20 protein-coding genes are annotated in these 19,496 nt (G+C 60.6%); 11 read left to right on the top strand and 9 right to left on the bottom strand.

Going from position 1 to position 19,496, the window contains the following annotated elements; all coding sequences use genetic code 11:
• Positions 1 to 577, bottom strand: a 577-nt coding sequence (locus ACIOU6_RS20945) for a signal recognition particle receptor subunit alpha (RefSeq protein ID WP_401138773.1), incomplete at its 3' end; no start/stop codon positions are given.
• Between the two features lie 210 nt (positions 578 to 787).
• Between ACIOU6_RS20945 and ACIOU6_RS20940 the strand changes: the two genes are divergently transcribed.
• From ACIOU6_RS20940 to ACIOU6_RS20930, 3 genes are all read left to right on the top strand, one after another.
• The gene (locus tag ACIOU6_RS20940) at positions 788 to 1,600 is read left to right on the top strand and encodes an inner membrane protein YpjD (protein ID WP_401138772.1); all 813 of its coding nucleotides are present in this window, start codon (positions 788 to 790) and stop codon (positions 1,598 to 1,600) included.
• Positions 1,601 to 1,612: 12 nt separating this feature from the next.
• Positions 1,613 to 2,854: a transporter associated domain-containing protein gene (locus ACIOU6_RS20935; protein WP_401138771.1), complete on the top strand. Its 1,242-nt coding sequence runs from the start codon at positions 1,613 to 1,615 to the stop codon at positions 2,852 to 2,854.
• A gap of 266 nt (positions 2,855 to 3,120) precedes the next feature.
• Complete coding sequence (locus ACIOU6_RS20930) at positions 3,121 to 4,437, top strand: MFS transporter (RefSeq protein ID WP_401138770.1); 1,317 nt, start codon at positions 3,121 to 3,123, stop codon at positions 4,435 to 4,437.
• A gap of 119 nt (positions 4,438 to 4,556) precedes the next feature.
• Here the strand turns inward: ACIOU6_RS20930 and purT are convergent, their stop codons facing one another.
• The 5 genes from purT to ACIOU6_RS20905 form a co-directional block, all read right to left on the bottom strand.
• A complete protein-coding gene (gene purT, locus ACIOU6_RS20925; RefSeq protein ID WP_221729894.1) occupies positions 4,557 to 5,738 on the bottom strand; it encodes a formate-dependent phosphoribosylglycinamide formyltransferase in 1,182 nt (393 codons plus the stop codon).
• 100 nt (positions 5,739 to 5,838) lie between these two features.
• Positions 5,839 to 6,306, bottom strand: coding sequence for a VUT family protein (locus ACIOU6_RS20920; protein WP_221729895.1), 468 nt, complete (start codon positions 6,304 to 6,306; stop codon positions 5,839 to 5,841).
• Positions 6,307 to 6,486: 180 nt separating this feature from the next.
• Positions 6,487 to 6,702, bottom strand: a complete 216-nt coding sequence (locus tag ACIOU6_RS20915; RefSeq protein ID WP_339432116.1) for a DUF1289 domain-containing protein — start codon at positions 6,700 to 6,702, stop codon at positions 6,487 to 6,489.
• Positions 6,699 to 7,223: a gamma carbonic anhydrase family protein gene (locus tag ACIOU6_RS20910; protein ID WP_047538150.1), complete on the bottom strand. Its 525-nt coding sequence runs from the start codon at positions 7,221 to 7,223 to the stop codon at positions 6,699 to 6,701. The genes ACIOU6_RS20915 and ACIOU6_RS20910 overlap by 4 nt, the downstream gene beginning before the upstream one ends.
• Before the next feature lie 47 nt (positions 7,224 to 7,270).
• Positions 7,271 to 7,870: a CoA pyrophosphatase gene (locus ACIOU6_RS20905; protein ID WP_221729897.1), complete on the bottom strand. Its 600-nt coding sequence runs from the start codon at positions 7,868 to 7,870 to the stop codon at positions 7,271 to 7,273.
• Positions 7,871 to 8,017: 147 nt separating this feature from the next.
• On the opposite strand from ACIOU6_RS20905, the gene ACIOU6_RS20900 reads away from it, so the two are divergent.
• From ACIOU6_RS20900 to nagE, 7 genes are all read left to right on the top strand, one after another.
• Entirely contained in the window at positions 8,018 to 8,569 is a 552-nt protein-coding gene (locus ACIOU6_RS20900) for an NUDIX hydrolase (RefSeq protein ID WP_221729898.1), read from the top strand.
• Positions 8,570 to 8,613: 44 nt separating this feature from the next.
• Positions 8,614 to 9,129 carry a murein L,D-transpeptidase family protein gene (locus tag ACIOU6_RS20895; protein ID WP_221729899.1) on the top strand — a complete coding sequence of 172 codons (516 nt, stop codon included), beginning with the start codon at positions 8,614 to 8,616 and terminating at the stop codon, positions 9,127 to 9,129.
• 283 nt (positions 9,130 to 9,412) lie between these two features.
• Positions 9,413 to 10,144 (top strand): GntR family transcriptional regulator, encoded by a 732-nt coding sequence (locus ACIOU6_RS20890; protein ID WP_221729900.1) that lies wholly within the window; start codon positions 9,413 to 9,415, stop codon positions 10,142 to 10,144.
• Positions 10,145 to 10,176: 32 nt separating this feature from the next.
• Complete coding sequence (gene nagA / locus ACIOU6_RS20885) at positions 10,177 to 11,283, top strand: N-acetylglucosamine-6-phosphate deacetylase (RefSeq protein ID WP_221729901.1); 1,107 nt, start codon at positions 10,177 to 10,179, stop codon at positions 11,281 to 11,283.
• The gene (locus tag ACIOU6_RS20880) at positions 11,264 to 12,286 is read left to right on the top strand and encodes an SIS domain-containing protein (protein WP_221729902.1); all 1,023 of its coding nucleotides are present in this window, start codon (positions 11,264 to 11,266) and stop codon (positions 12,284 to 12,286) included. The genes nagA and ACIOU6_RS20880 overlap by 20 nt, the downstream gene beginning before the upstream one ends.
• Positions 12,287 to 12,320: 34 nt before the next feature.
• Positions 12,321 to 14,834 (top strand): phosphoenolpyruvate--protein phosphotransferase, encoded by a 2,514-nt coding sequence (gene ptsP / locus ACIOU6_RS20875; RefSeq protein WP_401138769.1) that lies wholly within the window; start codon positions 12,321 to 12,323, stop codon positions 14,832 to 14,834.
• A gap of 35 nt (positions 14,835 to 14,869) precedes the next feature.
• Positions 14,870 to 16,585 (top strand): N-acetylglucosamine-specific PTS transporter subunit IIBC, encoded by a 1,716-nt coding sequence (nagE, locus tag ACIOU6_RS20870; protein WP_221729904.1) that lies wholly within the window; start codon positions 14,870 to 14,872, stop codon positions 16,583 to 16,585.
• 171 nt (positions 16,586 to 16,756) lie between these two features.
• On the opposite strand, the gene ACIOU6_RS20865 is transcribed toward nagE, so the two are convergent.
• Entirely contained in the window at positions 16,757 to 17,116 is a 360-nt protein-coding gene (locus ACIOU6_RS20865) for a DUF6124 family protein (protein ID WP_221729905.1), read from the bottom strand.
• Positions 17,117 to 17,724: 608 nt separating this feature from the next.
• On the opposite strand from ACIOU6_RS20865, the gene ACIOU6_RS20860 reads away from it, so the two are divergent.
• Entirely contained in the window at positions 17,725 to 17,955 is a 231-nt protein-coding gene (locus ACIOU6_RS20860; protein WP_221729906.1) for a hypothetical protein, read from the top strand.
• Positions 17,956 to 18,466: 511 nt separating this feature from the next.
• On the opposite strand, the gene ACIOU6_RS20855 is transcribed toward ACIOU6_RS20860, so the two are convergent.
• A complete protein-coding gene (locus ACIOU6_RS20855; protein ID WP_339432106.1) occupies positions 18,467 to 18,778 on the bottom strand; it encodes a YqfO family protein in 312 nt (103 codons plus the stop codon).
• A 5-nt stretch (positions 18,779 to 18,783) separates the two neighbouring features.
• Positions 18,784 to 19,496, bottom strand: a 713-nt coding sequence (locus tag ACIOU6_RS20850) for a phosphoribosylformylglycinamidine synthase subunit PurQ (protein ID WP_401138768.1), incomplete at its 5' end; no start/stop codon positions are given.

Raw genomic sequence — 19,496 nt, 5'->3', positions numbered from 1 at the left:
CGGCGGTATCGACGATGACCACGTCGATGAATTTCAGTTTTGCTTCTTTAATAGCCGCGTTGGCGATGTCGACCGGCTTCTGGCTCAGATCGGACGGGAAGAACGTCACGCCGATGTCGTTCGCCAGGGTTTCCAGCTGTTTAATAGCCGCAGGACGATAAACGTCCGCCGACACGACCATGACCGACTTCTTTTTGCGCTCTTTGAGGAAGCGCGCCAGTTTGCCGGCGGTGGTGGTTTTACCGGCGCCCTGCAGACCGGCCATCAGCACGACGGCTGGCGGTACGGCGCTGAGGTTCAAGTCCTCGTTCGCCGCGCCCATCAGGCTTTCGAGTTCAGCCTGGACGATCTTCACGAATGCCTGGCCCGGCGTCAGGCTGCGCGACACCTCGGTGCCGACAGCGCGCTCCTTGACCGAATTGACGAAGTCCTTGACCACCGGCAGGGCGACGTCGGCTTCGAGCAACGCCATGCGCACTTCACGCAGGGTGTCTTTGATATTGTCTTCGGTCAGCTTCGCCTTGCCGGTGACATGGCGCAGCGTCTGCGAGAGACGGTCGGTTAAGTTTTCAAACATTGCGCGATCCTTTCAGGCCCTGTGTAGACCGGGATAATGGCGGCCCAGACCGGAATCAACATGTGCTCGGCGAGCCTGCGGCGTGGGCAGGTCGCGGATTATAGCGAAGACTGCGTCTGGCGGACACCTCGCTGTCAGCTTCCTGAGTCTTTCGTGCCATGGCGGTTCTATGCCAAACTCAGCCCCTTTCGGGCTTACCGATCAGGATTTATGCTCCCCTTGTCACCCAGTTTGCTGACCACCCTCGCCGCCGCCCTTATATATGCCGCTGCGACCCTTTATCAGAGCACCCGTCTGGCCACCGGCGCCAAGGCGAACAAGCGCCTGCTGGTTACGCTCGGCGTCATCGCCGTGCTGGCCCATAGCGCCAGCCTGCTCACTCACCTGCTGACCCCGATCGGCCTGGGCCTGGACTTTTTCAGCGCCTCCAGCCTGATCGCGGCGGCGGTGATCGCCCTGACCCTGATTGCCTGTTCGCGAATCCCGGTGGAGAACCTGCTGGTCCTGCTGTTCCCGCTGGGTGCGATCACGGTGTTGCTGGCGCAGTTCGCGCCGGCCGGCACCGTGCAGATCATTGATGAGGAGCCGGGCATTCTCGCCCACATCCTGTTGTCGATCCTCGCCTACGGCATGTTCACCATCGCGGTGTTCCAGTCCTTGTTGGTGCTGGTGCAAGACCACCAACTCAAGCACAAGCATCCCTCCGGCCTGATCAAGAACTTCCCGCCACTACAAACCATGGAAAGCCTGCTGTTCGGTTTCCTTTGGGCCGGCTGGACGCTGCTCTCGCTGTCGTTGATCTCCGGCTGGCTGTTCGTCGAGAACCTGTTCGCCCAGCATCTGGTTCACAAAACGCTGCTGGCGTGTCTGGCCTGGGTGGTGTTCAGCGTGCTGCTTTGGGGCCGCAACCGTCTCGGCTGGCGCGGACACAAAGCGATTCGCTGGACGCTCGCCGGTTTCTGTCTGCTGATGTTGGCGTATTTCGGCAGCAAACTGGTTCGTGAATACATCCTGCATATCTGACGGGCGGCATAAATGGACGGTTTGCCCATAGGGCCGATGCTTGCGGTATTTGTCCTGCTGATTTTATGGTCGGGGCTGTTTACCGCCGTCGAAATCGCGCAGCAACACCTGCTCGCACAACGCACCGCCTCGCGCGCCAGCGATAAACCGCTGGCGAAGCTGAGCTTCCCGCTCGACAGCCTGATTCTGTGCAACACCCTCTGCCGTGCGCTCGCGGTCGTGATCGCGACGTTGCTGGCGATTTTCCTCTGTGAAGAAAACGGCCCTTGGGCGGCATGCCTCGGTGCGGGCGCCATCTTGCTGGTCTTCGCCGATTATTTCCCACGCACCGTCGCCCGGCGTTATCCGGAAGCCGTGCTGACCCTCGGCAACACGCTATTGGCCGTGCCGCTGAAAATTGTTTATCCGTTTGCCTGGCTTTTCAGTCGCATCAGCCATTTGCTGCTGAGTCCGTTCGTGCGCAAACCCCAAGTGGTGCAGCAGAGTGAAGACGATGCACCGGCCGATCGTCACGACGATCCCGAACATCCGGCTCGTACGCACCCGACGTCGGGTATCCACGCGCTGGACAACATTACGGTCAACGACATTCTGGTGCCACGCAGTGACGTCGACGGTATCAACCTCGACGATCCGATCGAAGAGATCATCGAACAACTGCGCCACAACAAACGCACACGCCTGCCGGTGTTCCACAGCGACATCAATCAGGTCGAAGCAGTGCTCAATACCCGGCAGATCAGCCACCTGCTGAACAACGACAGCCTGACCCGCGAAGCCCTGCTGGCGGCCAGTTACGAGCCGTACTTCGTGCCGGAAAGCACGCCACTGCAACTGCAACTGCTCAATTTCCACAAGCAGCAACGTCGCCTGGGCATGGTGGTGGACGAGTACGGCGAAGTGCTCGGCATCGTCACGCTGGAAGACATTCTCGAAGAGATCGTCGGCGAATTCGAAAGCGAGCACAGCCTCGACAATCCGCATATTCACCCGCAGGCCGATGGCCGCATGGTGATCGACGGCACGGCCTCCATCCGGGAACTCAACAAATGCCTGGGCTGGCATTTGCCCAGCGATGGCCCGAAAACCCTCAACGGCTTGGTGACCGAAGCGCTGGAAACCATTCCTGAGAGCGCGGTTTGCTTGAAGATCGGGCGCTATCGACTGGAAATTCTTGAGACTGAAGAGAACCGGGTGAGCAAGGTGTTGATCTGGCATACCACTTCTACCCCTGCGCTTTTGCCGACCCGATAAAGATCAACAGATCGCAGCCGGCGAGAGCGCCTATCGCGCATTTTTTTGCGCTTGTTCAATCGTTAGCCCCCTTCCTATAATCGAGCCGCTTACCCAAGCGCCGACGACCCATGTGCTTACCCGGCACTGCACAGGTCTCGACCTTTTGCGCATCACCCCGGCGACTGTTCCTACCTGAAACAGCGCTCGCGCCTCATCCCACATCCCAGGGTGCTCGACCATAATAATTCGCTCCACCGGAGCTCATGACTGTCAGGGATCACCGCATGACGACCCGTACCGCTTACAGCGACACCGCGCCTGCCCAACCGACCAATTCCGCCACCCGCGTGGCGACGGCGAGTTTCATCGGCACCGCCATCGAGTTCTACGACTTCTACGTTTACGCCACGGCTGCCGCACTGGTGATCGGGCCGGTGTTCTTTCCGCAGACCTCCGGCACCGCACAGATGTTGTCAGCCTTCCTCACCTTCGGCATCGCTTTCCTCGCCCGACCGCTGGGTTCGGCGTTGTTTGGCCACTTCGGTGACCGAATCGGGCGTAAGTCGACACTGGTCGCTTCGCTGCTGCTGATGGGTGTTTGTACGACGCTGATCGGCGTGCTGCCGGGTTACGACAGCATCGGGGCCTGGGCGCCCATTCTGCTGTGTGTGCTGCGTTTCGGTCAGGGTCTTGGACTGGGCGGCGAATGGGGCGGTGCCGCCCTGCTGGCCACCGAAAACGCACCGAAAGGCAAGCGCGCGTGGTTCGGCATGTTTCCGCAACTCGGCCCATCCATTGGTTTTCTCGCCGCCAACGGCTTGTTCCTCACGCTGGCCATGACCCTCAGCGACGAGCAATTCAGCCGTTGGGGCTGGCGCATTCCGTTCCTGCTCAGCGCCCTGCTGGTGATGGTTGGCCTGTATGTGCGCCTGAAACTCCATGAAACCCCGGTATTCGCCAACGCCATCGCCCGCCAGGAACGGGTGAAAATGCCGCTGGTCGAGCTGTGCAGCCAGTATTGGGTGCCAACACTGCTGGGGGCGATGGCGATGGTGGTTTGCTATGCGCTGTTCTACATCTCGACGGTGTTTTCCCTGAGCTACGGCGTATCCACATTGGGCTACAGTCGCGAAACGTTCCTTGGGCTGCTGTGTTTTGCCGTGCTGTTCATGGCCGCCGCCACGCCGTTGTCGGCCTGGGCCAGTGACCGTTACGGACGCAAACCGGTGCTGATCATCGGCGGCGTGCTGGCCATTCTGTCGGGGTTTCTGATGGAGCCGTTGCTGACTCAGGGTTCGACCTGGGGCGTGGCGCTGTTTCTGTGCATCGAGTTGTTCTTGATGGGCGTAACGTTCGCGCCGATGGGGGCGTTGTTGCCGGAACTGTTTCCGACTCATGTGCGCTATACCGGCGCGTCGGCAGCGTACAACCTGGGCGGCATTGTCGGGGCCTCGGCGGCGCCGTTCTTTGCGCAGAAACTGGTGGCGATGGGGGGTTTGAGCTATGTCGGCGGGTATGTGTCGGGCGCGGCAGTGCTGAGTTTGATTGCGGTGCTGTGCCTGAAGGAAACGAGGAATAACGATCTGAATCAGGTTGCCTGACCGAAGATCAAAAGCTTCGCGAGCAAGCCCGCTCCCACAGGGTCCGTGCAGTACACAAAATTTGTGAATACAGCCGAAACTGTGGGAGCGAGCCTGCTCGCGAATGCCGCGCCCCTGTCTTAGAGATCTACAACAACAGCCTGAGCAGCACGGGTCGCCTTGGCACGAGCAGCCTCGATCGACTCATCCCGCGCCAGCGCCACGCCCATGCGGCGCTGACCATTGACTTCAGGCTTGCCAAACAGACGCAGCGCTGTGTCCGGCTCGCTCAGCGCAGCGCCCAGGTTGGCGAACGCGGTTTGAGTCGACTGACCTTCCACCAGAATCACCGCCGAAGCCGATGGCCCGAACTGACGGATCAGCGGTACGGGCAGACCCAAAATCGCCCGCGCGTGCAGGGCGAATTGCGAGAGATCCTGAGAAATCAAGGTCACCAGACCGGTATCGTGCGGACGCGGCGAGACTTCGCTGAACCACACCTGATCACCTTTGATGAACAACTCAACGCCAAACAGACCACGGCCACCCAGTGCCTCGGTTACCGCTTTGGCAACACGCTCGGATTCTGCCAGGGCAATCGGGCTCATGGCTTGTGGCTGCCACGACTCCTGATAGTCGCCCTTCTCCTGACGGTGGCCGACCGGCGCACAGAACGTGGTGCCACCGATGTGGCGCACGGTCAGCAAGGTGATTTCGTAGTCGAAATCGATGAAGCCTTCGATGATCACCCGACCTTTGCCGGCACGACCGCCCTCTTGCGCGTAGTCCCAGGCTTTCTGCACGTCATCGTTGCTGCGCAGCAGGCTCTGGCCCTTGCCCGACGAACTCATCACCGGTTTGACGACGCATGGGAAACCCAAGTCCTCAACGGCTTTGCTGTAATCCTCGAAGGTATCGGCGAAGTGGTACGGCGAGGTCGGCAGATCCAGCTCTTCAGCGGCCAGACGACGAATGCCCTCGCGGTTCATGGTCAGTTGCGCGGCGCGGGCGGTCGGGATCACGGTGAAGCCTTCGGCTTCCAGTTCGACCAGCGTCGCGGTGGCGATGGCTTCGATTTCCGGCACGATGAAGTGCGGTTTCTCGGCTTCGATTACGGCGCGCAGAGCGGCGCCGTCGAGCATGTTGATCACATGGCTGCGATGAGCGACTTGCATGGCCGGCGCGTTGGCGTAGCGGTCGACGGCAATCACTTCAACGCCCAGGCGTTGCAGTTCGATCACCACTTCCTTGCCCAACTCACCACAGCCACACAGCAATACGCGGGTCGCGGTTGGCGACAATGGAGTTCCGATACGGGTCATCTCAGGTCCTCAAAGAAGCGGATCATCGAGGAAAGCAACGCCGGGCGCACTTTCCATGGGGAGAAAGCGCGGCATTTTACATGAACCCGCAGGTTTGGCTTTAGCTGGCGACGGCCTGCTTGCGATCACGCCAGGCCATGATCAGCCAGACGGCCGTCACGCCAGCAAACTTCGAGGCCAGAGCGGTGATGATCACGGGCGGTGTCAAGGCGTCGATCATACCGAAGAAGATGAAGGTATCGAGGGGAATGCTCAGCGCCGAACTGATCCACAAGCGGTCGCGCAACGGCCGTTTGGTGATGCTGAACACCAGCCAGTCGATGCACTCGGAGACCCCGAACGCGACAGCGCTGGCCAATGCGATGGACGGATCAGACGTCACGTAGGACAACACCAGCGCCGCCAACATCGCCACGATCGCGCCATGGCCGAAGCGGGTTTGCACCATGTCACGCAACACGAACACCAAGCCGCCCCAAGCCGACCAGATGACGTCCAGGTGCGGCGCGGTGGAGAAGGCGAAGTTGATCAGCACGACGCTGCTGATGTAGGCGATGAGGAAAATCATGGGGGCGACCTGATAAATTGGCGCACAGGTTACTTCAGGGATTGTTTTGGGCCAATAAGAAGTCGTGGCGTTGCCGGCCTCTTCGCGAGCAAGCCCGCTCCCACATTGGATCTCCAGTGAACACAGATTTTGTGTATGCAATAGATCCATACAAACGGGCTTGCTCGCGAAGGCGCCCTGTCAGACGCCGGATTTCCCAGGGATCATCCACACCAGCCCACTCGCCTTCGCCCGCTCATGACACAACCCCAGCACAACACGGCGCTCGTCGTTGCTCATCCGGCTCCAGCGCGTAATCTCCTCGACCGTGCGCTGACACCCGGTGCAAACATCATCCTCATCCAGCGCACAAATGCTCACGCAGGGCGAAGCGACGGGTCTTTCAGGCGTATTCATTCTTCCTGCTCAACCAGATCACGGGCGTAGCGCTGCGCGTTATGCACATAGTGCGCGGCGCTGGCTTCGAGCATCTTTTTCTGCGGCTCGGTCAGCTCACGCACGACCTTGCCCGGCGAGCCCATCACCAGCGAACCGTCAGGGATTTCCTTGCCTTCGCCGATCAGCGAATTGGCGCCAATGATGCAATTCTTGCCGATCTTCGCGCCGTTCAGAATCACCGCATTGATGCCGATCAGGCTGTAATCGCCAACGGTGCAGCCATGGAGCATGGCGTTGTGGCCGATGGTCACGCCGGTGCCGATGGTCAGCGGATAGCCCATGTCGGTGTGCATCACCGTGCCGTCCTGGACGTTGCTGTTCTTGCCGATCAGGATCAGTTCGTTGTCGCCGCGCAGTACGGCGTTGAACCAGACGTTGGCGCCCTCTTCGAGTTTGACCTTGCCCACCAGCACGGCATTGGGGGCGACCCAGCTCTGTGGATGGGTTTCGACACGGGCGTCGCCCAAGCGGTATTTCATCTTGTTGTCCTCAGGGCTCACGGTGAGCGGCCATTGCTGCGATGGCTTCAGGTGTTGATGAAGCTTTTAGGCGGCTGATGCAGGCTGATCTTCGCGTCATAGAGCAGATTGATCAACTCGACGATCATGATCGCCGTCAGCCCCCAGATTTTGTATTCACCAAATCGATAACTCGGCACGTACCAACTGCGGCCCTGGTAGTCGATGCGGTGGGTGTGTTCGCGCGGGTCTTTGCGGAAGAATTCCAGCGGCACGCTGAAGACGGCGGCGATCTCGGCGTCGTTGGCCAGATACTCGACAAAATCGGGAACCACGCCGACATACGGAGTGACCTTGATGCCGTGCAGAGAAATCAACGGGCTGAGCGGGCCGATGACCTCGACCAGGCCCGGCGGCAGGCCGATCTCTTCTTCGGCTTCGCGCAGGGCGGTGAAGATCAGATCAGGGTCTTCGGGGTCGCGGCGCCCGCCGGGAAAGGCGACTTCGCCGCCGTGGGTCGAGAGGCCGCTGGCGCGCAGGGTCAGCACCAGTTCCGGCTCGTCACTGCGAGTGATCGGCACCAAAACGGCGGCCTCGGGAAAACGCGAGTCGGTCTCCAGCGTGCGCGGTGTGTGGTTGCTTACCCGATGCAGTAGCTCGTCCAGCATGAGTGTTCTCGATCTGTGCCTTGCCCAGCATCATGCACCAATCAATGCGAGCGCCCAAGCCCCCGAATCTTGCTGTGTCGCGAAACGACAACTTGCCGACCGGCACCGCTGCACGCCAAGATAGGTGCAGCATTCAGGAACCTCAGCATGAAATTTTGCAGCCAGTGCGGTAACCCGGTGACCCAGCGCATTCCCGAAGGCGATTCGCGGCTGCGATTTGTCTGTGATAGCTGTCAGACCATTCACTATCAGAACCCCAATATCGTCGCTGGATGCGTCGCGACCTGGGGCACCCAAGTGCTGCTCTGCCGCCGCGCCATCGAGCCGCGCCTCGGCTACTGGACACTGCCTGCCGGCTTCATGGAAAACGGCGAAACCCTCGAACAGGCCGCGACCCGCGAAACCGCCGAGGAAGCCTGCGCCCGGCTGCGTAACCTGAGCATCTATACGCTGATCGATGTGCCGCACATCAGCCAGGTGCATGTGTTCTTTCGCGCAGAGCTGGTCGACCTGGACTTTGCCGCCGGCCCCGAGAGCCTCGAAGTGCAACTATTCGACGAAGCCGACATTCCATGGGACGAGCTGGCTTTCCGCACGGTGGGCCGTACCTTAGAATGCTTCTTCGCTGATCGGCGTGCCGAGACCTACCCGGTTCGCTCGGAATCGATCCCGCCACTCGCTCAGCCGGTCATCACATAAAAGCATCTATGAATATCTGCATCACTCCCTGGGGAATCGTTTCAATGCGCTGGTTGCTTGCCCTGTTCTGCCTGTCGTTCGTCACGGTCTCGCAAGCGTCATTCGTGACCACCGTATCGCCGTCCAATACCCCTCTGATCGAAAAAGTGCTGGTGCTCAAATCGGCTCATCAGTTGCAGTTGATCGCCGACGGCAAGCCACTCAAGACCTACCGGGTTTCCCTGGGCAAGGGCGCGAAAAAAGGTCCGAAACTGATTGAAGGCGATAAACGCACACCGGAAGGTTTCTATTGGATCGACTGGCGAAAGGTCAGCGACCGATTCAACCTGGCGATGCACATTTCCTACCCGAACATCAGCGATTCGGCGCGAGCCCGACGTGAAGGGGTCGCCCCCGGCGGGATGATCATGATCCACGGCACACCCGACACCGAGGACACCCCCGAGGATCTGTTCCACACGCTGGACTGGACCGACGGCTGCATCGCCATGCGCAACATGGACATGCGCGAAGTCTGGGGCCTGGTGCCGGACGGCACGATGATCGAGATCCGCCCGTAACGACCCACCACTGGTCACCTGCAAAAAAATAAATCAAAAGATCGCCGTCTGCGGCAGCGCCTACAGGGTTGATACCACTTTCAACGACAGGAGCGGCCGCAGACGGCGATCTTTTGCTTTTTACAACCCACCTCTAATACCACTTAAGACACTCCCCTCCACAACCTTCCATTTCATTGGGCCAATCGCCATTTCCCTGCGTTGACATGGTATTCAAGTGGTATTAATTTGCGCCCAACAAGCGAGCCACAACAATCCTATACTCGCGCCGGAAATGACCTGAATGAACGACCTCCACGCCCTACGTCCCGACGACTCTCAGCCGACGCCGCTGTACCTGCAACTGGCGCGCAATCTGGAAGCGGCGATTCATGCCGGGCAGTGGAAAGCCGAACAGGCGATGCCGTCCGAGCGCAATCTCAGCGAACAGTTGGGCATCTCCCGCGTGACTGCACGCAAGGCCCTGGAAGTGTTGCTCGATCAAGGTTTGATCCGTCGCCTGCAAGGCTCCGGCACCTTCATCACCCCGCGCCTGGAACAACCCCTCTCACGTCTGTCGGGCTTCAGCGAGATGCTGCGCCTCAAGGGCTTCGTGCCCAGTTCGCAATGGCTGGAGCGGGACATCACCCTGCCGACCCACGAAGAACTGATCCGCCTGAGCCTGTCGCCGAACGACAAAGTCGCGCGCATGAAACGCCTGCGCAAAGCCGACGACACCGTGATGGCCATCGAGATGAGCACCCTGCCCGCCGCGATCATGCCCAAGCCACAATTGGTCGGTGATTCGCTCTACGAATACCTCGACGGCATCGGCAAACCGATCGTGCGCGCCTTGCAGCACATCCAGGCCATCAACGCCTCGGACGAGTTCGCCGCACTGGTCGGCATCGCCCCCGGCACCGCCATGTTGCTGATGACCCGGGTCGGCTATCTGGAAGACAACACGCCGATCGAAGTCACCGACACCTATTGCCGCAACGACTACTACGACTTTGTTGCAGAGCTGCGCCGTTAAACGGGCGCAGACGTCAAACAGCGAGAACCGAAATGTCCGAAGACAACATCCTCACCGCCCACGGCTGGGTTCGCGGCCGGCTGATCCACGAACACGGCAAAATCGTGTCGATCGAAGGCGTGCCCTGCGATCCGGCCGATAATGACCTGCCTTATCTGCTCCCGGGCTTCATCGACCTGCACGTTCACGGCGGCGGCGGCAAAGACATCATGGAAGGTGCCAGCGCCTTCGAGACGATCACCAAGACCCATGTGCGTTTCGGTACCACTTCGCTGCTGGCCACCACCATGACCGCACCCAGCGCCGAGATTTCCAGCGTGCTCAAAGCCGTCGGCGAGTTCTGCGAACAGCGCCCGGCCAACAGCGCCCGGGTGCTCGGCGTTCACCTTGAAGGCCCGTACATCAACCCCGGCAAACTCGGCGCCCAACCGAACTTCGCCCACACCGCGTTGATGGCCGAAGTCGAGGAATACCTGGCTCTGGCGCCGATCCGGGTGATCACCATTGCCCCGGAAATTGCCGGCCACGACGGTTTGATCCGTGAGCTCAGCAACCGTGGCATCCGCATGCAGATCGGCCATACCCTGGGCAGTTACGAGGAAGGCGTCGCCGCGCTGGAGGCCGGCGCGACCAGCTTCACCCATTTGTACAACGCCATGAGCCCGCTGCATCACCGCGAACCGGGGATCGTCGGCGCGGCACTGGCCCACGCCAAATACGCCGAGCTGATTCCGGATTTGCTCCACGTACACCCCGGTGCCATCCGCGTGGCCCTGCGCTCAATCCCGTGCCTGTATTGCGTCACCGACTCGACCGCAGCGGCCGGCATGCCCGACGGTGAATACAAACTTGGCAGCCACACCGTGACCAAATGCCTGGGCGGCGTGCGACTGCCCGACGGCACCCTGGCCGGCAGCACCCTGACGATGGACCAAGCCCTGCGCAACCTGGTGAAGATCGGTTTGCCGATCAGTGAAGCGTCGCAGCGTCTGTCTCAATTTCCCGCCGACTACCTCGGCATCAACGAACGCGGGCGCCTTGAACCCGGCGCCTGGGCCGACTGCGTGCGGCTGGATCGCTCACTCACACTGACCGCCGTCATGGTCGAAGGAGAAGACATTGACTTCAAAAATGCTTGAAGAGGCGCTGTCCTCGTTTGAGGCCGTGCAAGCTCAACTGCAGCAGCTCGACCCACAATTGATCGAGATCGCCGGGCGCCTGCGCCGTCAGCCGCCGCAAGTGGTGATGACCGTCGCCCGGGGCAGCTCCGACCACGCGGCGAGCTACTTCGCCTACCTGACCATGCAGCAATTGGGCGTGCCGGTGGCATCGTTGCCGATGTCGGTGGTGACCATGCAACAGGCGCCGTTGAAGGTCAGCGGACAAGTGGCCTTTGCCTTCTCGCAATCGGGTCAGAGCCCGGATCTGGTCAACAGCCTGCGCTTGTTGCGCAAGCGTGGAGCGCTGAGCGTTTCGATGGTCAACGCCGCCGATTCGCCACTGGAAGCCGCGTGTGAATTCAGCGTGCCGCTGCTCGCCGGCACCGAAAGCAGCGTCGCCGCGACCAAGAGTTTCATCGCCACCCTCAGCGCCAGCGCCCGTTTGATCGCGCACTGGAAAGAGGACAACGAATTGCTCGAGGCGCATAACGCCCTGCCTGAAGGCCTGCGCGACGCGGCGCAACAGGACTGGAGCGCGGCCATCGACGTACTGCGCGATTGCGAACGCCTGATGGTCATCGGTCGTGGTGCCGGTTTCGCCATCGCCCAGGAAGCCGCGCTGAAATTCAAGGAAACCTCGGCGATCCAGGCCGAAGCGTTCAGCAGCGCCGAAGTCCGTCATGGCCCGATGGCGCTGATCGACGAACACTATCCGTTGCTGGTCTTCGCCCCACGCGGTGCCGAGCAGGCCGGCCTGCTGAGCCTGGCGGCAGAGATGCGTCAACGCGGCGCTCGCGTATTGCTGGCAGCGCCGGATGACGTCACCGAACGCGACCTGACCCTGACCCGCGCCGAACACCCGGCCCTCGACCCGATCCTGGCGATCCAGAGTTTCTACGTGATGGCTGCCGGACTCGCCGTGGCCCGTGGCATGGACCCGGATCAACCGCGCCACTTGAGCAAAGTGACCCGTACGCACTAAGTCCGACTGACTGCACACCTGATGAGACCGAGCCATGCACAACAACAATAAAGAGCTGACCCTCAGCGCCCCGCTCAGCGGCCCGGTGCTCACGCTCGCCAAAGTCCCGGACGCGGTGTTCGCCAGTGGCGCGATGGGCGATGGTATTGCCATCGACCCGATCAATGACACCCTGTATTCGCCGTGTGCCGGGGTGATCATCCACGTCGCGCGCACCGGCCACGCCCTCACCGTACGTGCCGACAACGGCGCGCAAATCCTCCTGCACCTGGGGCTCGACACCGTTGAACTGAACGGCGAAGGCTTCTCGATGCTGGTCAAGGAAGGCACGCGAGTCAGCAAGGGGCAGCCGCTGTTGCGCTATGACGTCGACAAAGTCGGCCAGCAATGCAAAAGCCTGGTGAGCCTGTTGATTCTGACCAACAGTCAAGACTTCCAGGTGCGCCCGATCACCCTCAAAACGGTGAAAGTCGGCGAGCCGTTGCTGCACATCATCTCGCGCAACAACTCGGCGGCGAATGCTGAAGACGTTGGCGGGCCAGAGGTTCAGGGCCATGTGCAAGTCGCTCATCGCGGCGGTCTGCACGCCCGGCCGGCAGCGCTGATTCGCCAGACTGCGCTGGGTTTCAAGAGCAAGTCGCAGCTGCACTTCGCCGGTAAATCGGCGCCGTGCAACAGCCTGATCGGGTTGATGGGATTGGCGGTCGGCGAACAGGATGAAGTGCAAGTCAGTTGTCAGGGTTCGGACGCCGAAGCCGCCCTGCAAGCGTTGCTCACGGCATTGGCCACCGCGCTACCGAATGATCATCACGTCGCCGCGCCGATCAGCGTTGCACCGCTCAAGCGCCCGGCCGAGGCGGATGTGTTGCACGGTGTGTGCGCCGCACCGGGGTTGGTGGGCGGGCCGTTGTTTCATTTGAATGCGATCAGTTTGCCGGCGGACGCGGGCAATCATGATCCGCTGGCGCAACAGCAAACACTTGAAGCGGCGCTGGATCAGGTGCGCGGCGAAATCGGCAGCACCCTCGCCCAAGCGAAACAACACAGGAGCGCCGACGAAGAAGCGATTTTCGCCGCGCATCTGGCCTTGCTCGAAGACCCGGCCCTGCTCGACGCCGCACGACAATCCATCGAGCAAGGCACGGCCGCCACCCATGCGTGGAGTCAGTCGATCGACATCCAGTGCGACGTGCTCCAGAAAACCGGCAGCGCGCTGCTGGCCGAGCGCGCCAACGACCTGCGCGACCTCAAGCAACGCGTGCTACGCGCCCTGCTTGGCGAAGCCTGGCATTACGAGGTGCCGACCGGTGCTATCGTCGCCGCCCATGAACTGACCCCATCGGACTTGCTGCAACTCAGCGCTCAAGGTGTCGCCGGATTGTGCATGGCCGAGGGCGGTGCGACGTCGCACGTCGCGATTCTGGCGCGGGGCAAAGGTCTGCCGTGCATGGTGGCGTTGGGTGCGGCTCTGCTCGATCAGCCGCCAGGCCAAGCAGTGGTCCTCGACGCCGACGGCGGGCGCCTCGAACTGACGCCCAGCACTGAACGTCTGGCCGACGTCCAGCAAGCGCAAATCGACCGCCAACAACGCCGCGATGCGCAACAAGCCAAGGCTCATCTGCCCGCCGAAACCCGCAATGGCGTGACCATCGAAGTGGTCGCCAATGTTGCGTCCAGCCATGAAGCGGCGGATGCGTTTGCCAACGGCGCCGACGGTGTCGGTCTGTTGCGCACCGAGTTTCTGTTCGTTGACCGCCAGACTGCGCCTGACGTCGAAGAACAGCGCGCCGCCTATCAAGCCGTCATTGATGCCATGGGCGATAAGTCAGTGATCATCCGCACCATCGACGTCGGCGGCGACAAGCAACTCGACTATCTGCCGCTGCCCGCCGAAGCCAACCCGGTGCTCGGTCTACGGGGCATTCGTCTGGCCCAGGCCCGCCCGGAAATCCTCGATCAGCAACTGCGTGCGCTGCTGCAAGTCAGCCCGTTGCAGCGTTGCCGGATCCTGTTGCCGATGGTCACCGAAGTCGATGAGTTGCTGCATATCCGTCAGCGGGTCGATGCCTTGTGTCTGGAACTGAACATCACTCAACGCCCGGAAATCGGCGTGATGATCGAAGTCCCCGCCGCCGCATTGCAAGCCGAACAACTGGCCGAACACGCGGACTTCCTGTCCATCGGCACCAACGATCTCTCCCAATACACCTTGGCCATGGACCGCGACCACGCCGGCCTCGCCGCACGGGTCGATGCCTTGCACCCGGCGCTATTGCGCCTGATCGCCATGACCTGCGAAGGCGCGGCGGTGCACAAACGTTGGGTCGGTGTGTGCGGCGCCCTCGCCTCGGACCCGTTAGCGACACCAGTGCTGATCGGCCTCGGCGTTACCGAACTCTCGGTGAGCCCGGTGCAGATCGGTGAAATCAAGGATCGCGTGCGCCAGTTGCACGAAGCCGAATGCCAACGCCTCGCCCGCGACTTGCTCAAGCTGAGCAGCGCCGCCGCGGTGCGTCACGCCTGTCATCAACATTGGCCTCTGCGCTAACAAAAAGCTCTCTATAAAAGAGCAGGGAGAACCCCATGTACCAACTCTTCATCGAAGGCCTGCAACGCCTCGGCCGCGCGCTGATGTTGCCGATTGCGATCCTGCCGATTGCCGGCCTGCTGCTGCGCCTGGGTGATACCGACCTGCTGAACATCGCGATCATCCACGACGCCGGCCAGGTGATTTTCGCCAACCTGGCGATGATCTTCGCCATCGGCATCGCCGTCGGTTTCGCCAAGGACAACAACGGCACCGCTGGCCTGGCCGGGGTGATCGGTTATCTGGTGATGATCTCCACCCTCAAAGTGCTCGATGCGAGCATCAACATGGGCATGCTCGCCGGGATCGTCAGCGGCCTGATGGCCGGCGCGCTGTACAACCGCTTCAAGGACATCAAACTGCCGGAGTACCTGGCGTTCTTCGGTGGCCGGCGTTTCGTGCCGATTGTCACCGGGTTTGCGGCGGTTGGCCTGGGCGTGGTGTTCGGCTATATCTGGCCGCCGATCCAGCAAGGCATCAACAGCTTCGGCAGCCTGATGATGGAAAGCGGCAGCTTCGGCGCCTTCGTCTTCGGCGTGTTCAACCGCCTGCTGATCGTCACCGGCCTGCACCACATCCTCAACAACATGGCGTGGTTCGTGTTCGGCAACTTCACCGACCCCACTACTGGCGCACTGGTGACCGGCGATCTGTCGCGTTACTTCGCCGGCGATCCAAAGGGTGGCCAATTCATGACCGGCATGTTCCCGATGATGATCTTCGGCCTGCCCGCCGCGTGCCTGGCGATGTACCGCAACGCCCTGCCGGAACGGCGCAAGGTCATGGGCGGGATCTTCCTGTCGATGGCGCTGACGTCATTCCTGACAGGCGTGACCGAGCCGATTGAATTCGCCTTCATGTTTCTGGCGCCGTTGCTGTATCTGCTGCATGCGCTGCTGACCGGGTTGTCGATGGCAATCACCAATGCGCTGAACATCCATTTGGGCTTCACCTTCTCCGGCGGTTTTATCGACATGGTGCTGGGCTGGGGCCGGTCGACCAATGGCTGGTTGGTGGTTCCGGTCGGGCTGGCATATGCCGTCGTGTATTACGTGGTGTTTGATTTCTGCATTCGTCGTTTCAACCTGAAAACGCCGGGGCGTGAGGACGTGGCGACGGCTGAAAAAACCGTGTTAGCCGAAAACGAACGCGCCGGGGCTTACATCAAGGCACTCGGTGGTGCAGAGAACCTTGTGACTGTCGGTGCCTGCACGACCCGTCTGCGCTTGGAGATGGTGGATCGCAACAAAGCATCCGATGCCGATCTGAAAGCGTTGGGTGCGATGGCCGTTGTGCGCCCGGGCAAGGGTGGCAGTTTGCAAGTTGTCGTAGGGCCGATGGCCGACAGCATTGCTGATGAAATTCGACTGGCGATGCCGGCGTTGGGGCGTGCTCTGGTGGCGACGCCTGCGGTGGTTGCCGAAGAGCCGAAAGCGCTTGTGGTCGCGGGTTCGGAAGCTCAGCAATGGCTGAATGCGCTGGGCGGCGGCGACAACGTGCTGCAACTCGATTGCATTGCCATGAGCCGAATTCGACTGCTGCTGGCCGATGGCAAGGCCCTGTCGGAGGCGCAGTTGAAAGAGCTGGGTTGTCAGGGTGTCAGCCAGTTGGAAGGCGGGGTCTGGCATTTGTTGGTGGGGGATAAGGCAGCGAGTTTGAGTGGAGCGCTTGAGGCGTTGGTCAATCGCAGTGAGGTCGGTGCAAAGGTTTAAATCTGCAGCGCCTGAGCGGTCCTCTTCGCGAGCAAGCCCGCTCCCACAAGGTGATTGCATTCCAGATGGGGAGCTGGCTTGCCAGCGATGACGCCCGTCGAGCCTCTACTCAATCAAAACTGTGGGAGCGGGCTTGCTCGCGAAGAACGATGACACGGTAAACCTGATCAATCAGGTTTGCGGGTCTACCCGATCCAGCGCTCGGTTTACTGCCAGTTCGGCGAGCATGACGATTTGTTGGATGCCTAACGCCGTACTGCGCTGCGAACCGCTTAGCTCATCGGCGAAGTGGCTGGCGGCAGTGCTTGCCGAGGCTAACGATTCGCAGGCGTGAGCGAGCAGGCTTTCGGTATCGACCTCTGGGCAGACCATGAACATGGTGCTCGGTCGGCGTGGCTTTGCGGGTTCGGGGCACAGGTAGAAGTCGAGGGCGCGTTTGATGGCTTCGCGGTTTCGGGCCAGGTCTTCGGCGCGGAGGGCTTCTTCGAGTGGGGTTTTGGTTTCGGGTGGGTCGGGTACGGGCTTGGTCATTGAAAAACTCCTTAATGATCGGAGCCATCCAATTGCCGTTTCTCACGCGGCGAAATGGTGGCAGCTATGTGCGGGGTGAGAAACCGGGCAAGGAGCAGAACTTCCGGCCAGACCGAAGTCTGCCCGCACACAGCCGCCATAAATTGATTGCAGGCAGCAATAAGCTGGCGGCGATTATGACGTACCGATGCTGGAATAACACTGCTTGCCCGGGTTCTCACACCCGATCACCGATTTGCGGTGACAGCCAAAGACTAGAGACCCGACGTCCGACGGACAACCTGAAAACCTTGTGGGAAGGTTCTGGCGATCTCACATCCAATTAAACAACGCCAATCGCCTCCCTCGTGTAGGCGCTGCCGAAGGCTGCGATCTTTTGACTTTGACGTTTCAACATCAAAAGCAGGATCAACAGATCGCAGCCTTCGGCAGCTCCACACATGAGCCTGTGCATTCAGGAATGAAATCGCCCCCACATTGCCGGCACTGTCAACTGTCAGGTCTGACAGTTGACCGCCTCGGTCGACCTTATTACGTTGACTGAATCAGGCCGTTTTATGTCGTAGCCTCGATAACTCAACGCTCAACTCATCAAGGATGGCTATGACATGACAGAGAAAATGACAGACGCAGAACAACGAGAACACCTGATCAAAACCTACAGAGACCTTGACGCAAACCAGGACGGAAGCGTTTCTCTCGAGGAATTCACAAAAGGCACCAAGGGCTACAGCAAGTTACTCAGAGAGACGGTTTGGGATGCATTCAACAGAGATCAGGATGATGGTTTAAGCCTGGAAGAGTACCTGGACAGCCAAAACGCGAAGCCTGCTGAATAGTTAACCGCCATCGCTGACAAACCACACAGAAAAGCAAAAGCAGCGCCCCCTCGCCCGCTTCGCCCCACACACTCAACAGGATGAGCGTTAGCTCGGCTGCAGCTCTTGATCTTGATCTTGATCCACAGGCCCCGTCGGCAGGCTGAGCGCAGGGATTCATCCGGGGAGAACATCGAGAGGAGGTGCAGCGAAGCAAACCGGAGGCGATGCCCCGGATGGATCCCGGAGCGAAGGAACCCCGAGCCTTAGCGAGTGGGCCGAACGTTGGGGCAAGCCTTTTGGGTTACCTTTTCGGCGTTTGGAAAAGGTGACCCGCCGTAAGGGCGGAACCCTAAGCCGCCGTGACCACAGCAATGGATATGTACTCAGTCAGCCAGAACATCATTGCCTGAGCCGACGCCTTCGCGAGCAAGCCCGCTCCCACATAGGAACCCCATCGCGCAAAAAATCGGGGGCAACAAAAAACCCGCAGACAATCACTCATCTGCGGGTTTCTTGTAATAAGCGGCTATCAGAAATCTTCCAGCCGCCACACTTCATAAGCCGGTGTCTCGTACGGGTGGCTCAACTTCAAAGCCGCCACTACAGAGCGAATCAACTCATCCGCCACCACAAGCTCAACCTTCCATTCCTCAACCCGCTCAACCTGCCCCGCCTCACCAATAAACGGCTGACTGCCGTCCAAAGGCCGAAACTGGCCCAAACCGAGCACCTGCCAAGCACAGTGGTCATAGTCCCCGATCCGCCCACCACCGGCAGCGAATACGGCTTCCTTGACCACCTCGACATGACTGTCAGGAACAAAAAACGCCAGCTTGTACACGGACCTTAGTTAACCCACACACGAGCATTACGGAACATACGCATCCAAGGCGCGTCTTCGTTCCAGTCTTCCGAACGCCACGAGTTCTGCACTGCACGGAACACACGCTCCGGGTGCGGCATCATGATCGTCACGCGGCCATCACGGCTGGTGAGACCGGTAATCCCGCGCGGCGAACCGTTCGGGTTAGCCGGATAGCGCTCGGTGACCTTGCCATGGTTGTCGACAAAACGCATCGCCACACAACCCGACAGATCCGCTTCCAGCAGGGCTTCTTCGCTGGAAAACTCGGCGTGACCTTCACCGTGAGCAATGGCGATCGGCATACGCGAACCCGCCATGCCCTGCAGGAAGATCGAGTTCGACTCCTGAACCTGAACCATCGCCACGCGCGCTTCGAACTGCTCGGAGCGGTTGCGCACGAAGTGCGGCCAGAACTCGCTGCCCGGGATCAGTTCGTGCAGGTTGGACATCATCTGGCAACCGTTGCACACGCCGAGGGTGAAGCTGTCGTTGCGTTCGAAGAAGCCCTGGAACGCATCGCGGGCGCGGCTGTTGAACAGCGCCGACTTGGCCCAGCCCTCACCGGCACCCAGTACGTCGCCGTAGGAGAAACCACCGCACGCCACCAGACCTTTGAACTCGTTCAGGTCGACACGGCCGGCCAGAATGTCGCTCATGTGCACGTCGATCGCGTTGAAACCGGCGCGGCCGAACG

Origin of the sequence: Pseudomonas sp. NPDC087615, assembly GCF_044743445.1 — a bacterium.
Taxonomy (GTDB): domain Bacteria; phylum Pseudomonadota; class Gammaproteobacteria; order Pseudomonadales; family Pseudomonadaceae; genus Aquipseudomonas; species Aquipseudomonas baetica_A.
This window is presented reverse-complemented; position numbering and strand designations above follow the sequence as displayed.

Coding starts and splice junctions, on each gene's coding strand:
- ACIOU6_RS20940 (WP_401138772.1), top strand. CDS start 788: ATGCTCCCCTTGTCACCCAGTTTGCTGACCACCCTCGCCGCCGCCCTT.
- ACIOU6_RS20935 (WP_401138771.1), top strand. CDS start 1,613: ATGGACGGTTTGCCCATAGGGCCGATGCTTGCGGTATTTGTCCTGCTG.
- ACIOU6_RS20930 (WP_401138770.1), top strand. CDS start 3,121: ATGACGACCCGTACCGCTTACAGCGACACCGCGCCTGCCCAACCGACC.
- purT (WP_221729894.1), bottom strand. CDS start 5,738: ATGACCCGTATCGGAACTCCATTGTCGCCAACCGCGACCCGCGTATTG.
- ACIOU6_RS20920 (WP_221729895.1), bottom strand. CDS start 6,306: ATGATTTTCCTCATCGCCTACATCAGCAGCGTCGTGCTGATCAACTTC.
- ACIOU6_RS20915 (WP_339432116.1), bottom strand. CDS start 6,702: ATGAATACGCCTGAAAGACCCGTCGCTTCGCCCTGCGTGAGCATTTGT.
- ACIOU6_RS20910 (WP_047538150.1), bottom strand. CDS start 7,223: ATGAAATACCGCTTGGGCGACGCCCGTGTCGAAACCCATCCACAGAGC.
- ACIOU6_RS20905 (WP_221729897.1), bottom strand. CDS start 7,870: ATGCTGGACGAGCTACTGCATCGGGTAAGCAACCACACACCGCGCACG.
- ACIOU6_RS20900 (WP_221729898.1), top strand. CDS start 8,018: ATGAAATTTTGCAGCCAGTGCGGTAACCCGGTGACCCAGCGCATTCCC.
- ACIOU6_RS20895 (WP_221729899.1), top strand. CDS start 8,614: ATGCGCTGGTTGCTTGCCCTGTTCTGCCTGTCGTTCGTCACGGTCTCG.
- ACIOU6_RS20890 (WP_221729900.1), top strand. CDS start 9,413: ATGAACGACCTCCACGCCCTACGTCCCGACGACTCTCAGCCGACGCCG.
- nagA (WP_221729901.1), top strand. CDS start 10,177: ATGTCCGAAGACAACATCCTCACCGCCCACGGCTGGGTTCGCGGCCGG.
- ptsP (WP_401138769.1), top strand. CDS start 12,321: ATGCACAACAACAATAAAGAGCTGACCCTCAGCGCCCCGCTCAGCGGC.
- nagE (WP_221729904.1), top strand. CDS start 14,870: ATGTACCAACTCTTCATCGAAGGCCTGCAACGCCTCGGCCGCGCGCTG.
- ACIOU6_RS20865 (WP_221729905.1), bottom strand. CDS start 17,116: ATGACCAAGCCCGTACCCGACCCACCCGAAACCAAAACCCCACTCGAA.
- ACIOU6_RS20860 (WP_221729906.1), top strand. CDS start 17,725: ATGACAGAGAAAATGACAGACGCAGAACAACGAGAACACCTGATCAAA.